Source organism: Agromyces sp. Y182 (assembly GCF_059445385.1).
In genome coordinates, this window is record NZ_JCAIUF010000002.1 from 261244 (window position 1) to 276938 (window position 15695).

General features: G+C 68.1%; 9 protein-coding genes and 2 pseudogenes. 10 read left to right on the forward strand and 1 reads right to left on the reverse strand.

Annotated features, from left to right (window positions below):
• Window positions 1–393: 393 nt before the first annotated feature.
• The 8 genes and pseudogenes from AC1C2R_RS15825 to AC1C2R_RS15860 all read left to right on the forward strand — a co-directional run bounded on the left by AC1C2R_RS15825 (window position 394) and on the right by AC1C2R_RS15860 (window position 12562).
• Window positions 394–1416 carry an amidohydrolase family protein gene (locus AC1C2R_RS15825; RefSeq protein ID WP_495380579.1) on the forward strand — a complete coding sequence of 341 codons (1023 nt, stop codon included), beginning with the start codon at window positions 394–396 and terminating at the stop codon, window positions 1414–1416.
• 292 nt (window positions 1417–1708) lie between these two features.
• Window positions 1709–1846 (forward strand): annotated as a pseudogene (locus AC1C2R_RS15830) (IS256 family transposase); the annotation flags it as partial.
• A gap of 231 nt (window positions 1847–2077) precedes the next feature.
• Window positions 2078–2248: a hypothetical protein gene (locus AC1C2R_RS15835; protein ID WP_495380580.1), complete on the forward strand. Its 171-nt coding sequence runs from the start codon at window positions 2078–2080 to the stop codon at window positions 2246–2248.
• Between the two features lie 11 nt (window positions 2249–2259).
• Window positions 2260–2385, forward strand: a pseudogene (locus AC1C2R_RS15840) (hypothetical protein); the annotation flags it as partial.
• Window positions 2386–2420: 35 nt separating this feature from the next.
• A complete protein-coding gene (locus AC1C2R_RS15845) occupies window positions 2421–5204 on the forward strand; it encodes a helix-turn-helix transcriptional regulator (protein ID WP_495380581.1) in 2784 nt (927 codons plus the stop codon).
• A gap of 57 nt (window positions 5205–5261) precedes the next feature.
• A complete protein-coding gene (locus AC1C2R_RS15850; RefSeq protein ID WP_495380582.1) occupies window positions 5262–5456 on the forward strand; it encodes a hypothetical protein in 195 nt (64 codons plus the stop codon).
• Between the two features lie 15 nt (window positions 5457–5471).
• Entirely contained in the window at window positions 5472–11663 is a 6192-nt protein-coding gene (locus AC1C2R_RS15855) for a S8 family serine peptidase (protein ID WP_495380583.1), read from the forward strand.
• A 236-nt stretch (window positions 11664–11899) separates the two neighbouring features.
• Window positions 11900–12562 carry a flavin reductase family protein gene (locus AC1C2R_RS15860; protein ID WP_495380584.1) on the forward strand — a complete coding sequence of 221 codons (663 nt, stop codon included), beginning with the start codon at window positions 11900–11902 and terminating at the stop codon, window positions 12560–12562.
• A gap of 99 nt (window positions 12563–12661) precedes the next feature.
• Here AC1C2R_RS15860 and AC1C2R_RS15865 read toward each other — a convergent pair whose 3' ends face one another.
• Window positions 12662–13612, reverse strand: coding sequence for a YncE family protein (locus AC1C2R_RS15865; protein ID WP_495380585.1), 951 nt, complete (start codon window positions 13610–13612; stop codon window positions 12662–12664).
• A 180-nt stretch (window positions 13613–13792) separates the two neighbouring features.
• Between AC1C2R_RS15865 and AC1C2R_RS15870 the strand changes: the two genes are divergently transcribed.
• Window positions 13793–14773, forward strand: coding sequence for a ThuA domain-containing protein (locus AC1C2R_RS15870; protein ID WP_495380586.1), 981 nt, complete (start codon window positions 13793–13795; stop codon window positions 14771–14773).
• A 181-nt stretch (window positions 14774–14954) separates the two neighbouring features.
• Window positions 14955–15695, forward strand: a complete 741-nt coding sequence (locus AC1C2R_RS15875) for an IclR family transcriptional regulator (RefSeq protein WP_495380587.1) — start codon at window positions 14955–14957, stop codon at window positions 15693–15695.

A 15695-nucleotide genomic window follows, 5' to 3' on the forward strand; every position in this document is an offset into this window, starting at 1 on the left:
TCAGAGCGTAGTCCGAGAAGGCTGGATTCGGTCGTCCCAGCCTCTTGATGCATCCCGCAGTGGGATCCCCAACCGGACGCCGAATCTCGGAGGCTCGGTTTAAGGTGACGAGTCGAGGCCGATCGCCCAGCCTCCGCGCGATGACGCTGCATCCAAGGGCTTCCTGGCGGAGCTCGGTAATCTGGGTGGGGGGGGGGGGGATCCTGGTGGGGCTCGGGAATCCGGGCCATCCCCCCCCCCCCCCCCCCCGAGTGAGACGCCGCTACTCTGACAGGGCAGCTCCGCTTTCCGTCTGTGACGGACGGATACCTCATCCGTCAGCGGTGTTGTACGTGCTCTGGAGTTCACCCAGCCGAACTGGATCGCAACATCACAACATCAGAGGAGACGGACATGACACCGACCGAAGAACCTCAAGACAGCCCGGGTATCTCGTTGCGAGACCAGGACCTGCGATTCATCGGCACTGAGGAGACCTTTTCCACTGATGAGTTGATAGCGCTGAACGACACGCTAGCCTTCGAGGCTGATGATCTTGTCGAGATGGGACCGCGCCGCATCGATGCGATGGATGAGGCAGGGCTCAACGTTCAGATTCTCTCCGCGCATGCGCCCGGTGTGCAGAATGTCCCAGGTCAGGAAGGCATCGATTTTGCCTATCGGCTCAACAAGGTGCTCGTCGATGGGCCGATGGCCACTTATCCGGGGCGGTTCCAGGCGTTTGCCACCTTGCCGTTGCAGAGCCCGGAGGCCTCAGCGGATGAGCTGGAACGCGCTGTCCGGGAAGATGGCTTCCTGGGTGCCTTGACCAATGGGATCATCGGGAAGAGGTTCCTCGATCATCCAGATTTTGAGCCCGTGCTGGCTCGTGCCGAAGCCCTTAGTGTGCCGATATACATCCATCCCGGCCTGCCACCTGACGATGTTTTCCAGATTTATTACAGCAATATGTTGCCGGAGTATCAGACGAAGTTCCAGGACCGGGTTCTCAGTCTCTCCGCATATGGATGGCACCAAGAAGTAACTATTCAATGCCTTCGCATGATCACATCTGGCGTTTTCGACAGATTTCCAAAACTACAGATCATCATCGGCCATATGGGCGAGGGCCTTCCGTTCTTCTACAAGCGCGTCGTGGAAAAGATGAGTGGCGTGACCGAAAGCTCACTGGATAAGCCGTTCGAGCAATATTTCCACGACAACTTCTGGTTCACAACGAGCGCATTCTTTCAAGATGAACTCCTCGATCTCTTGTTGAAGTACATCAGTGTGGATCGGGTGATGTTTGCGACCGACTACCCGTTTGCGAACATGAAGGAAGGAACCGACTGGTTTCGGGCCGTTGACCTGCCACGTGAGAGCAAGGAAAAAATTGCGTTCCGAAATGCAGAAGGGCTATTCGGGATAAAGGTCTGACGCCCCCACGCCCGGGGTTCGAACTCGATCAGATGAGGGTTCATCTGCTCCACCTGGAGTGCGATCGCCGGGTTCGCAAGAGGTCGTGGCACGAGTACGACGGAATATTGAAACCCGCGTAGTAGATCCGAAGTTCCCGTGTCTTCTCTATGACTGCTGACATCGTTCATGGTTAACCGGGCACGCCATCCCAGTTGTCACTCGCCAGTCCAACAGGCCCGCTCATGATTCACCTGATCCGCAACACCCGTCAGGTTCGCGTCGCGGGAGCACTGGGACGAGCGCGCGGTCCCTTCCCGAACACGCCGCAGCGGTGAAGTCCCTCTACCTCGTGACCCGGTCGCTTGACCCCACCGGCCGGGGACGGGCACGATGGATGACCAGGTGGAAGCCCGCGACGAACGCCTTCGCGCTCACGTTCGAAGGCCGCCTCGACGAACCGAATGCGCCTGGACCAGATCCACCGTTATTTGACACACCCCCCGTGACCCCCACCGGATGTCCGAAGAGCCCGTTCAGTTGACTTGACAGTGACAAATCGAGGGGATGTGAGACAGGGGTGCAAGCGGTTATTGATGTTGTCGTCATCGGAGGTCTGGTGTCGCACCCGTGCAGAAGTGGGGGTTCTCAGGCCTCACGCAGGGAGCCCGGGCGCAGAGACGTGTTCGGCAACCACCCCACGAACGATGACGGCGCGTACATCCGCAAGAACACCCGGTGGTGGGGACCGCCGGCCGACCTTCTCGCCGAGACCTACCCCGATCTGACCGTCGCCAGCACCTACGGGTACTCCCACGACGGGGACGGTCTCAACGCCGAAGGCGCCAAGTGAGACCATCGCGCATGGTCAACGGCGCGGACGCGAACCCTCGGGTGATCTCCACGCCGGACTTCGTCGGTCGCGACCGGGAGCTGGCTGAGCTCCGCGACGCAGTCACCCAGCCGCCCGCGATCGTGCTGGTGGAGGGCGAGGCGGGCATCGGGAAGAGCCGGCTACTGCAGGAGTGGCTCGCAAGGCGAACACGCTCTCCGCCCTGGTGTCGGTGTGCCCGCCCCTGCGGGAGTCGCTTACGCTGGGCCCGATCGTCGACGCGTTCCGGGGGGTCGAGCGGCTCGTGGCGGGGCTGCGGCTCACCGAGCTCGCGGGTGCGCTGCGGCCATTGTTCCCGGAATGGTCGGTCGACCTGCCGCCCGCCCTCGAACCGCTCGACGACGCGAAGACGGCACGGCATCGTCTGTTCCGCGCGCTCGACGAGCTGCTCAGGGCGCTCGGCGTGGAGGTCCTCGTCTTGGAGGACGCCCACTGGGCGGACGACGTGACGCTGGAGTTCCTCCTGTTCCTCATCTCCCGCCAGCGCTCGGACGGACCGAGCCTGGTGATCTCCTACCGCCCGGAGGAGGTGGACGCAGGGTCGCTGCTGCTGCGGCTGACCTCCCGGCTGCCGGTCGGGGTCACCGGTTCGAGGATCGCCCTCGCGTCCGTGCAACCCGACGACACGGCGTCGCTGGTGTCGTCGATGCTGGGCGGGGAACCGGTCTCCGACGAGTTCCGCACCTTCCTGCACGAGCGGACCGGTGGCGTACCCCTGGCGATCGAGGAATCCGTCCGGCTCCTCTACGACCGCGCGGACATCATCTTCCGCGACGGGCAATGGGTCCGGCTGGCGCTCAGCGAGCTCCAGGTGCCACCCACCGTCCGTGATTCCACCCGGGAGCGGGTGGACCGCCTGTCGCCCGCGGCGCAGCAGACGCTGCGGGCGTCGGCTGTCCTGGCCGAGTGGTCGTCGGAGGCCGCGATCGCAGCGACCGCCGGCCTCACGCCCGAGGAGGCCCGCGCCGGCATCGCAGAGGCGGCCGGCGCCAGGATCCTGGCCGGCGACGACCGCGGCCGGTGGCGGTTCCGGCACGTCCTGGTCGGCACGGCGGTCTACGATGCCGTCGCACGCACCGATCGGGGGCTCCTGCACCGCAAGGCCGGCGAGGCGCTGGAGAGCGTCGATCCGCGGCCCGTCGCGCGCCTGGCCCACCATTTCCGCGAGGCCGGCGAGACCGAGCCGTGGGCGCGATACGCCGAACAGGCGGCGGCGCAGGCCATGGCGTCGGGCGACAACACCGCGGCCGTCGTCCTGCTCGTCGACCTCCTGACCGAGGCGTCGCTCCCGCCAGACGAGCTGGCCCGCAACGCGAGGACCGCGGGGCTCGCCGCCCTCGGGCGGCGCGAGCCGGTCGACGGGGTCTACCACCGCGTCGTACGCGGCCTGCGCACGGTGCTCGACGTCCCCGGGCTGTCCGCCCGGGAGCAGGCCGAGATCCGCAACCCGCTGGGCCGGCTCCTGATCACCGGCGGCGAGGCGGGGGCCGCGCGCGAGGAGCTCGAGCGAGCGGTGGCGGACCTCGGCCACGACCCCGCCGAGGCGGCCAAGGCCATGACGTACCTGGGCTGGGCCTACGGGTCGCCGTGGCCGGCCTCGACGCATCGACGCTGGCTGCGTCGTGCCGCCGACCTCGCGGCCGGGATCGAGTCGCCCGCGATCCGACTGAATCTGGCGGGCAACCGCGCGGCCGCGTTCCTCATGCTCGGCGACGACGAGGCCTGGGACGTCGTCGCCGAGCTCCCGTTCGACGGCGCTACCGCGCCGGAGCGGCTCGACGTCGCCCGCATCCACACCAACGTCGGGACGGGCGCGGTGATGTGGGGCCGGTACGCCGACGCGGAGCGACACCTCGCCGTCGCGCTGAGGCTCGCCGACGCCGAGGGGTCCTCGAGGCTGCGCAACAACATCCAGCTCGAACTGGCCAACCTGGACTGGTTCACCGGCCGGTGGGAGGGACTCGCAGACCGCAGCGCCGCGTTCGTCGAGGCGAACCCGGACCGGCCGGCGATCCACCTGGCGGGCGTCCGGCTGACCGCCCGGCTGGCCTCCGCGGCCGGACGGCGCCGGGAGGCGGAGGAGCAGTTCGGGTTCGTCCTCGACGAGGCGACGCGGCTCGGCGCCGCCGACGACATGATGGAGCCCGCCGCCGAGCTGGCGCGACTATGGCTGGCGGACGGCGATATCGCCCGGGCCCTGCAGATCACCGACCCGCCGCTTCGGACCGTCCGGGCAAAGGGCATCTGGCTGTGGGCGACCGACCTCGCACCCGTGCGGGTCGAGGCGCTGATCGCGGCGGAGGACGTCGAGGCCGCGACAGCGCTCACCGAGGAGCTCTCGCGCGAGCTGCACGGCCACACCGCCCCGGCCCCTCGGGCCGCGCTGGCCCTGTGCAGGGCGCACGTGGCCGCCGCGCGCGGCGACTCGGCCACGGCCGCTGCCTCGTACGCGCAGGCGGCGCAGGCGTGGGACGCGCTGCCGCGGCCGTACGACGCCCTGCGTGCGCGCGAAGGCCAGGCCGTCGCGCTCCTGGCCGCAGGCCGAGTCCCCGAGGGGCGGCAGTTGCTGTCCACTCAGTACGAGGGGCTGTACCGGCTCGGCGCTCGCCGGGACGCCGACCGGGTCATCCAGCGGCTCCGCGAGCACGGCGGGGAGGTACCCCGGCTATGGCGCGGCGGCCGGAACGGGTACGGCGACCGGCTCTCGCCCCGCGAGCTGGAGGTGGTCCGGCTGGTGGTCGCCGGCAGGACGAACCGGGAGATCAGCCAGATCCTCGCCAAGTCGCCGGCCACCGTGGACCAGCAGCTGAGGTCGGCTATGCGCAAGGCCAAGGTGACCTCCCGAACCGCCCTCGCCGTCAAGGTGACCGAGGCCGGCATGCTCGTGGACGACGACCCAGGCGCGACGCTCTCGTAAAGATTGACGTATTCGCCGGATAGCGACGTGCGGGCTGCCTGCCGGAGCATGACCTGCATGTACCACGACCCGGAGTCGTACGCCCGCCAGGAGATCGTCGCACGTGACGACACGAGCACCGATCCCGCGCCGCCCCAGTCGGGTGGACCGTGCACCACCGACGGCTCCGTCGATCCCGACGGCGCCGCCGATCCCGACTGCGCCGCCGACCGTCCGCACCAACTGAGCCACGACCCTTACCAACCCCTGTAGACCGGAGGCCCACCCATGAGACTCACCGCCATCGTCACGACGCTGGCCGTCACGGCCGGCCTGATCATGGGTACGGCGCTCCCGGCGGCGGCTGAGCCGGATGCCGGCCCGCCCGAAGCCAAGATCTCGAGTGACCTGAAGGAGCGCTTCCACGAGGACCCGGTCGCCGACTTCTGGATCACGTTCAACACCAAAGCCGACCTGACGCCCGCGAAGGAGCTCACCGACTGGGACGAGCGCGGCCAGTTCGTCTACGACGCCCTCAAGAAGTCTGTTCGGGCGTCCGAGGCGGCCGTCGCCGCCGAGCTCGACGCGGCGGGCGTGAAGTACACGTCCTACCCACTCGTCAATGCCGTGCTCGTCAAGGGCGGCACGCAGAACCTCGCGCTCGACATCGCTTCGGTCGGACAGGTCGCCGAGATCCACGCGTCGCCGCAGGTCGCGCTCGTCGAACCCGTCGATGAGGAGACGCCGGCCAACGAGGGCGTCCGCTCTCAGGACGACGAGGCCGCGGGCGACGCGGGCGTCGACGCGTGGGGCGTGGACGCCATCCGCGCCCCCGAAGCCTGGGCGATGGGCGCCACCGGCGCCGGCATCACCGTGTCCAACCTCGACTCGGGCGTCCAGTTCGACCACCCGGCGCTGATGTCGAAGTACCGCGGCGCCAAGTCGGACGGCACCTTCACCCACGACTACAACTGGATGGCCGCCCGGGGCACCTGCTCGGACGCGCCGTGCGACGACAACGGCCACGGCACGCACACCATGGGCACGATGGTCGGCGACGACGGCATCAATCACGTCGGCGTCGCCCCGGGCGCGAACTGGATCGCGACCAACGGCTGCTGCGACAGCTCCGGGGTCGAGTCCCTGCTCGAGTCCGGCTGGTGGCTGCTGGCCCCGACCGACCTCCAGGGCAAGAACCCGGACCCCTCCAGGCGCCCGCACGTTATCAACAACTCGTGGGGCCAAGAGGCCGAGCACAACTTCGAAAACTTCTTCCAGGCCATCGACGAGGCGTGGACGGCTGCCGGCATCTTCAGCGTCTGGTCGTCGGGCAACACCTCACCGGGTGCGAGCTGCGACACCGTCTCCTCGCCGGGGTCGGCCCCGAGCGCCTACTCCGTCGGCGCCTACAACGTGGACGGCAACCTGGCGGCCTTCTCGCGCAAGGGCGAGGGCGAGAACAGCCAGATCAAGCCCGAGATCTCGGCGCCCGGGGTGGGTGTCCGCTCGTCCTACCCCGGCAACCAGTACGTCGAGATGTCCGGCACGTCGATGGCCGCACCGCACGTCGCAGGCGCAGTCGCGGACCTGTGGAGCTATGACCCGACGCTCATCGGGCAGGTCGAGGAGACCCGTCGCCTGCTCGGCGAGTCGGCCGTCGACGTCGACAACACGTCGTGCGGCGGCACCGCCGACTTCAACAACATGTACGGCGAGGGTCGGCTCGACCTGCCCCGCCTGCTCGAACTCGCACCCCGTCAGGGCGGCACGCTGACGGGCGTGGTCACCGCGAACGGCGAGCCGGTCGTCGGCGCCGACGTGACGATCAGCGGCCCGTTCAGCCGCTCCGTCGGGACGGACGAGAACGGCCGATTCTCGGCGAACCTGCCCGTCGGTGACTACCGGCTCAGCACGCAGGTCTTCGGCTACCTGACCGCGACGGCCGAGTTCTCGATCGCCCTCGGCGAGGAGTCCTCCGCCGACCTCCCGCTCACGGTGGCCGCACGGCACGACATCCGCGGCACGGTGGTCGACGGGGACGGCGACCCCGTCCCGAACGCGGACGTGTCGGTCAAGGGCACGCCGCTGGAACCCGTCCGCACGGACGCCGACGGCGCGTTCACGATGGCTGGCGTGCCCGAGGGCCGGTACGGAATTGCCGTCACGCCCAACGCCTGCTTCTCGCCCACGTCCGTCCCGCTGACGGTCGACGCCGAGAACGAGCGGCTGGAGATCCCGGTAGGGCTCGTCGTCGACGAGGGCGGCTACAGCTGCGCCGTCTCCGAGGGGGAGCACCTGCGCGGTACCGACCCCGTCACCTTCACGAGCGGCGTCTGGGCGACGGTGGAGCTGCCGTTCCCGATCGCGCTCTACAACGGGAGCCACGACACGCTCAGCATCGGCCTGCGCGGCGTCATCGCTCCAGGCGATTCCACGGGACCGGGCACCGGCGGCGCCGGCGCCTTCCCGTTCTCCGCCGAGACCCCGGTCCAGTTCGCCCCGGGTGGCGGCGTGTTCACGGCAGCGACGAAGCTCGACGGCGAGGACGCGTTCGTCGTCGAGTACCGCGACGCCAAGATCTGGTCCTACCCGATCCGGTCGGAGTACACGGAGCCGGTCAACTTCTCGGCCACGTTCACCCGCTCGGGCAAGATCCTCTTCGGGTACGGCGAGGGCATCGGCACCGACGACGCCGTGACGGGCGGCGCCCGCGCCATCACGGGCATCCAGGGCTGGGCGGGCGTGGACGGCATCCAGTTCTCGAACAACGCGCCGGTGCTCCATGACGGGATGCTCGTCACGTACGACCTGCCCGACTGGGGCTACCTCGATGCCACCGTCGTCGACAAGAACGACGGACTGCCGGTGTCCGGGGCCACGGTCTCGTTCGCCGACAAGGACGGCCTCGTCGAGCGCGTCACGACCAACGGGACGGGCCTCGTGCACCGCCAGCTTCCCGTCGCCGACTATACGATGACGGTCGAGGCGCCGAACTACGTCACCGGGTCGTACGACTTCACCTTGGATGAGCTCTTCGCGAAAGCGACCATCGACGCGCCCCTGACCACGGGCGTCGCCGACCTGAAGACCGACGGTCTGGACGCCGTGATGGGCACAGACCAGAACGGCGTCGGCTCGCTGAAGCTGACCAACACCGGGTCCTCCCCGCTCACGTACGACCTGGGGGAGGCCGAACGCCATCCCGAACTCGACGCTCCCGCCGCCACGACGCGCACCGGGACGGAGGCGGACAGCACGATCGACCTCACCGCCTGGCAGGCCGGTGCGATCGACATGGTGCCGTCGAACGTCGACGGTGAGCTGGTGGCGTCCGCTGCCGCGGAGGAGACCGCCTCCGCCGAGGTCGGCGCGACGGCCGGCGGCGAGGTCATCACCCGCATCGCGATCCCGGGCACCATCGCGGAGAAGGAGCCCACGGGTGTCGGGTACGACGGAGACGTGTGGATCCACGATTACAACAAGCGGACCAACACCGCCTACACGGTGACGGGCAAGCCCACCGGCAAGGTCTTCGACGCGTCGTGGAACCCCGACTACCGGGCGTTCGACATGGCGCTCGACACCAAGACCGGCGACATGTGCCAGATGGAGGACAGCCCCGACAGCTACATCCACTGCTTTGACCGGGAGACGGGCAAGGAGACCCGGCAGATCAAGGGTGACTGGTCGACGCTGCCCCTGACCGGGCTCGCCTACAACCCCGCCGAGGACGTGTTCTATATCGGCGGCCGGAGCAATGGCATGATCGGGACAGTCGCGGGCACCTCCCACGACGACGCGGGCGCGCTGCTGTCGTTCTGCACCCCGCCGCTGCCGGAGATCATGGGCCTGGCCTTCAACCAGGCGTCGAACACCATCTGGTACACCGACCTGACCTCGAACCGGCCCACCCGCCTGCTGCAGGTCGACCCTGATGACTGCTCGCTCGTCAACGCGTGGTGGTTCCCGGGCCAGAAGGTGGGCGCGGGCGGCGGCCTCGAGACCGACTCGACCGGCGCGCTGTGGGCGGTGGACCAGTTGACCGACGACGTCATGCTCGTCGACGTCGAGGACGAGCTGATCACCGACCTGCCCTGGCTGTCGCTCTCCTCGAACGGTGGCACCCTCGCCCCAGGAGAGTCGACGACGGTCAAGGTCTCGATCTCCTCGAAGGACGTCGACCCCGCCACCTTGGGGGCGAACATCGTCGTGCGGTCTGACTCCGGGCGGCAGTCGAAGACCTACGTCCCGGTGACGCTCACGACCACGATGTACCAGGTGGGCGTCGACGCCGGCGGGCCCTCGTTCACCGATGCCACCGGCTTCACCTGGTCCGCCGACCAGGCGGCCGGCGAAGGCACGTGGGGCTTCCAGGGCAAGGACAAGGCGACCTCCACGCGCACCCCGATCGAGGGCACCGAGGACGACACTCTGATCCAGTCCCAGCGCACCACGCCGGACAAGGACCTCGTTTACACGTTCCCCGATGCACCGAAGGGCACCTACGCCGTCGACCTCGGGTTCGCGGAGACCAAGCAGGTGCGCCCGGGCAAGCGGGTGTTCGACGTCCTCGTCGACGACGAGCTGACGCAGTACGCCTACGACGCAGCCTCCGCCGTGGGTCCGGATGCCGCCGATTGGCACACCGCCGTCGTGCAGCATGAGGGCGGCCCGCTGACCGTCGAGCTGCGGGGCTCGAAGGGCCTGCGGGCCCCGAGCGTCGCGGCGCTGCGCGTCACGCTCGACCCGCGCGGGACCGAGGCCGAGCCTGAGCCCCAGCCCGAGCAGCCGGAACCGGGCCCCGTGCCCGTGGCTCCGGCCGGTCGCTCGTACTCGATGCAGGTGACCGACGGGCTCTACCGGCAGGGCACCACGGACTCCGGATGGCACGGTGACGACGTCTGCGGCCCCCTGTGGTTCGACTCCAGCTTCCTGTTCCCGTTCTACGACACGGCCTGGGACGGCGTGTGCGTGACGACGAACGGGTCGCTGGTCTTCGACCGGGCGAGCACGCTGGGCGGCAACTCGGCACTGCCGTCGGGGAGCCCGATCGACGCCATCTACCCGCTGTGGGACGACCTCGTCGTCGACGACCAGGCGGGCATCTACTTCGGCGAAACCGAGGTCGATGGGACGGCCGCGGAGGTCATCGAGTGGCGCAACGCCACCTTCTACAGCGACCGGACGGCCCGGGTGAGCTTCTCGGTCACCCTGATCGCGGACGGCCGCATCCAGATCGGGTACGGCGACGGCGTCGGCGGCGACAGCCCCCTCACCCGCGGGTCGTCGGCGACGGTCGGCCTGGAGAGCCTGACGCGCAACCCCGCGAGCCAGTACTCGTTCAACGAGACCGCGCTGACGTCCGGGCTGGGACTGGAGTACACGCTCCCGGCGTCGGGCACGATCGAGGGGACGGTCACCGACGCGAACGACGGCAAGCCGATCGCGGGTGCGATCGTCACGCTGCTCGGGCCCGCCGGCGACCGGGTCATCACGGCCGACGAGCTGGGCCGGTGGAAGGCTCAGGCCCTGGTCGGCGAGAACACCGTGGAGGTCTCTGCGCCGAATTACGTTACGGCGGGCCGGCCGGTGACCATCGCCGCGAAGGACCAGGCCGAGGTGGTCGACACCGCACTGACGACCGGCGTCGCGACCGTCACGGGAGGCGACCTCGACTGGTTCCTGGGCCTGGGCCTGGGCCAGACGGCAACGACTGACGTGACCGTCACGAATGCAGGTTCCGCCCCGCTCCAGGTCCGGCTGAGCGAACAGCAGCGCGCTGACGACAGCGGGCACGAGGCCGCCGATCTGCCGTGGCTGACGCTCAAGGGCGAGGCCGTGGACGGCATGGTCGAGCTCGAAGTCGGCGAGTCCACCGCGGTCACGGCGAAAGTCGACAACGCCGGCGTCGAGCCGGGCGTGCTCGTCGGGGACGTGCTCGTCGCGTCCAATGCCGGCAAGGGCGCGTCCCAGTTCGAGCCGGTACAGCTGGCGACCTCGGCCTACTGGCAGGGCGTCGACGTCGGCGGGGCCGGGTTCGTCGGCACGGACGGCTTCGTCTGGTCGCCCGACCGGGCGCTGGACTCGGAGCTGTGGGGGTACGTCGGTGGTGCCGAGCGCGCCACGAAGGCCGACATCGGCGGCACCGAGGACGACGACCTGTTCCGCACCCAGCGGACCGGCAAGACGTTCAGCTATGTGTTCAAGGACGCGCCCGCCGGAACCTACCGGATCGGCCTCGACTTCGCCGAGATCGACAAGGTCAAGGCCGGCAAGCGGGCGTTCGACGTCCTGGTGAACGGGGCGCCCGTCCTCCACGACCACGACGTCCAGGCAACCGTGGGTGCGCTGACGGCGGACGTGCAGGAGGTTACCGTCGAGCACGCCGGCGGCGACCTGACGATCGAGTTCCGCGGCGAGATCAGCGAGCGCGAGCCGATCGTCAATGCCGTGAAGGTTCAGGAGGACCCGCGCCTCTGACCTCGTGGTGACGGGCCGTCGGCCAGTGTCGGAGCCTCCCCGGTCATCGATCGCCCAGGGGAGGCTCCGGTGCGACCGGCCGCGGCTCGCCGCCGGCCCTGGCGGCCGCGTTCTTCAACGCGCTCACCGGCCGGTGGTCACGTCAGCTGAAGCTGGGGCCCACTGTGGCAATCGAAGCGCGGAGCACGTCGTGCGGCAGAGTTCGCCTCTGGCCGAAGTGTCCAGCGCTTACGTTGGTGGGTGTGAGTAGTGCTGTTGACGTTGAATCACAGGTTGGTGCTGACGGCTTTGTCGTGATCGAGCCGAACATCCTGTACTTCGGAACCCCGGTGGTGTTGGTCACGACCGAGAACTCCGACGGGACGTTCAACCTCGCGCCGATCTCCTCGGCATGGGCGCTGGGCCACACCCTGGTGCTCGGGATCGGCTCAGCCGGTCAGACCGTCACGAATCTTCTCGAACGACCTGAGCTGGTCGTGAGTGTGCCGTCCGCGGGGTCGTGGGCGAACATTGAACGGCTGGCGTCGTTGACGGGGCGGTTCCCGGTCCCGGCGAGCAAACCCGCTGGAATGAGGTTCGAACCGGACAAATTCGGTGCCGCCGGGTTGACACCCGCCCCGTCCGTGACGGTCCGGCCGCCGCGGGTGGCGGAGTGCCCGTTCCAGCTCGAAGGTGAAGCCGTGAACGTGATCCCTGGGGCAGCGGGCGGGTTCATGATCATCGAGGCGGCTGTGAGCCGGGTCCACGCCGCTGAGCAGATCGTGGTGCCGGGCACCAACCATGTGGATCCCGGGGTATGGGAACCGCTGATCTACAACTTCCGTCACTACTTCGGACTCAGCACCCAACTCGGGCACTCCTACCGCTCCGATACCCCCGCCACGTCCACGGCCACGTGATCGCAGCGCCGGACTCGTCGCTGGGGTCTCAGCTGCTGGTGTGCTGACCGGAGTGGTTGAGCCGGTAGGCGTCAGTGGCGGTCTCTATGATTCGCACTGTCAGGTCTTCGAGTCCGAAGAAGGAAGCGGGCTCCAGGCGATTCCATCGGGCTTGCGACCGGTCTCTAGCCGACGCAGCAGTCGACCCGCACGGATGTCGACCTCCACGACGCAATTGTCGGCGTCACAGGCGGAATACGCGCGGACGCCGTCGGGATGGAGAACGATCGCCTGAGGGTGATTCGGCGTTGCGACTCGATGCACGACCTCGCCGGATCGGCGATCGACCACCGCGATCTCCGAAGCCTCCCTGAGAGCGACGACGATGTGCGAACCGTTGGCCGTCACCGCCGTGCCGAATCCGATCGACGGCAACTCGATCCAGGCGACGTGCTCGACGAGCTCCGTATCGATGACGGAAATGCGAGGCGAACCCTGGTCGGCCGTGTAGGCGAAACGTCCCTGGGGTTCGAGGCAGATGCGATTCACCTTCTCAGTGACCCCCACGATGCCGACGAGCGTGCGCGAAGGGACATCGATCACGCTGACGCTCCCCGGGCCGACATTCGCCGTCACGATGCGACTTCCGTCGGCGCTGACCGCGAACGTGTGGGATTCCGCCTGACCGGTTGGCAACCGCGCGACGACGCGAAGGGTTCGCCGGTCGATCACGGTGACTGATTCGTCGAGTTCAGTGGAGACGATCACGTGATCGCTCGTGAGCAGACTGGACTGGTGCGGACGGCTCGGGAAGGCCAGGCGGATTTCGCCGACACGTTGAAAGGTCAGGAGATCGACGATATCGACCCGCCGGCCGTCGCTTCCGGGGGACCCGACAGGCGCATCGCTGTACACCGGCATATACGCAAGTCGTCCGTCGCCTGTCGCGACGACCTCGTGCGGTGCGAAGCCTGAGGCGATCGCGGCCCCCACGGTTTTCGACGTCTCGAGGTCGATCACCTCGAGCATGCTGTCGTCTTTGCATACGACGAGCAATCGTCCGTCGTTCATGGCGCCTCCGCTTTCCAGTGAAGGGCATGACCGACGTTCGTGTCCATCGGAAGACCCGGCCGGCTTACTGGGTGGAACGAGCTTTGCCGTGCGGCTTCGGGGACGCCTAGATTCACAGCAGCCCCGGGCCGATCGCGCTTGGCGCACCCGAGGTCAGCACGAACGATCAAAGGAGATCACATGAAATCGCTCATACGCTCCGGAGCCGCCCTCGTCGCCGCGGCGGCGCTCGGCGCCGGCCTGGCGCTCGGCGGAGCGGCCCTCGGCAACGACCGGGGCAACGGACATGGGAACGGACACGGAGGCGGTGGACAGTCGGTGTCCGCCGACGAGATCTACCTCGACGAGATCAAGGACTACGGCGTGTGTCGCGGCACCGATCCCGAGTGCTACAACGAGTGGGGCAACGGATGGGTCGAGGGTGAGCAGAAGCGCATCTTCGTCTGGAGCCGTACCGCGGGCCCGCGCCACGCCCACCTCGGCACACCGCTGGCACCCGGGCTCAACCCGCCGCTGAACGCCGACAACGTCGCCCAGATCGCCCTGAAGGCGTGGGCCGAGGAACGTGGGATCGCCGTCGACTACACGGAGGACCTGGCGAGCTTCAGCCGGCTGAACAACTACCAGGCCGTCGTGTTCCTGGGTTCCAACCGTGACACCCTCGACGACGCCGCGCAGACCACGCTCATGCAGTACGTCCGCGGCGGCGGTGGTTTCGTCGGCATCCACAATGCCTTCGGTGCCGAGTACCACTGGCCGTACTACGAGGGCCTCCTGGGCGGAGCGAACTTCTACAACCACGGACCGAACCGCGAGGGAACGGTCGAGCGGATCAACAGGAAGGACGTGTCGACCTCGTTCATGCCGAAGACCTGGGTCTTCAAGGACGAGTGGTACAACTTGGTGCCCTACCCGAGCTACGTCAACGTGCTGCTCGAGGTCGACCAGGCGACCAGCGAGGCCACTCCCGCGGGCCACGGCGAATCGCACCCGGTCAGCTGGTGCCACTACTACGACGGCGGACGGTCATGGCTGACGACACTCGGTCACGACGTCGCGGCCTGGACCGACGCTCCGCTGGCGGGCGACGAGTTCTTCAAGCAGCACGTCATGGAGGGTCTGGAGAGCGCCATGGGTGTCAAGCCGTTCTGCGCGGTCTAACGCCGAACCAAGAACCGAGAGTCCCAGGTAGGGGTCTGAACCCATCCGTGTGGAGGGTTCAGGCCCCCTCTCTGCGCCTTGAGACGGTGCTACGAAGGACCGTGTTCCATTGAGTGGAATCATGACAGCGTCGACGCGAGGCACGCTTGCCGCCCTCTCGAACTCGACGGATACTGCACTCATGCGATCCGCACTCAGAGACGAGCCGGTGTGCGTGCTCGACCGGATCCTCGCCATCCTCGATACCGTCCGCGAGTCGCACGGCACAACCACGATCACCCAGCTCGCTCTGGCCACCGGCATCCCGAAGTCCACCGTCTCGCGACTCGTTGGCGACCTCATCCGGCAGCGATACCTGATGCGCAGCGAGTATGGAGTCGTGATCGGTCTGAAGCTCTTCGAGCTCGGCGCACGCGCGAGCACCCCCCGGCGCCTCAGCATCGCTGCACTGCCGGTGCTGGCCGAGCTGTTCAACGCGACCGGTGAGCACCTGAACGTCGCCGTTCAGGAGGGGAGCGACATGCTCTCGGTGATCTCGGTGCGGGGGCGGTTGCGGCCGGTGCCGTCCCGGGCGGGAGTTCGAGTGCCTTCAGTGACGACCGCCCTCGGCAAGGCGGTCCTGGCCTTCACGAACGACGAGTCGGTGCTCTCCAGCGTGATGACCGGGCTCGACCCTCACCAGCGTCACATGCTCGAGCGGGAGCTCGCCATGGTTCGCAGAGAATCAGTCGCCATCGACCGATGCGAGACCTTCCCCGGAGTCGTCGGGGTCGCGAGCCCGGTCCTGTCACCGGAACGCGTGCCGGTGGCGGCGATCTCCGTAGCGGGGCCGGTGACGGACATGGACGCGAGCCGGATGATGCCGCTGGTGCGGCACGCGGCTCTCGCGCTCACACACCGGCTGGCACTGCAGATAGCCTGA

Bases quoted from the DNA above. Each gene is read 5' to 3' on its own strand.
- AC1C2R_RS15825 (WP_495380579.1), top strand. From the start codon at position 394: ATGACACCGACCGAAGAACCTCAAGACAGCCCGGGTATCTCGTTGCGA.
- AC1C2R_RS15855 (WP_495380583.1), top strand. From the start codon at position 5,472: ATGAGACTCACCGCCATCGTCACGACGCTGGCCGTCACGGCCGGCCTG.
- AC1C2R_RS15875 (WP_495380587.1), top strand. From the start codon at position 14,955: ATGCGATCCGCACTCAGAGACGAGCCGGTGTGCGTGCTCGACCGGATC.
- AC1C2R_RS15850 (WP_495380582.1), top strand. From the start codon at position 5,262: ATGTACCACGACCCGGAGTCGTACGCCCGCCAGGAGATCGTCGCACGT.
- AC1C2R_RS15865 (WP_495380585.1), bottom strand. From the start codon at position 13,612: ATGAACGACGGACGATTGCTCGTCGTATGCAAAGACGACAGCATGCTC.
- AC1C2R_RS15870 (WP_495380586.1), top strand. From the start codon at position 13,793: ATGAAATCGCTCATACGCTCCGGAGCCGCCCTCGTCGCCGCGGCGGCG.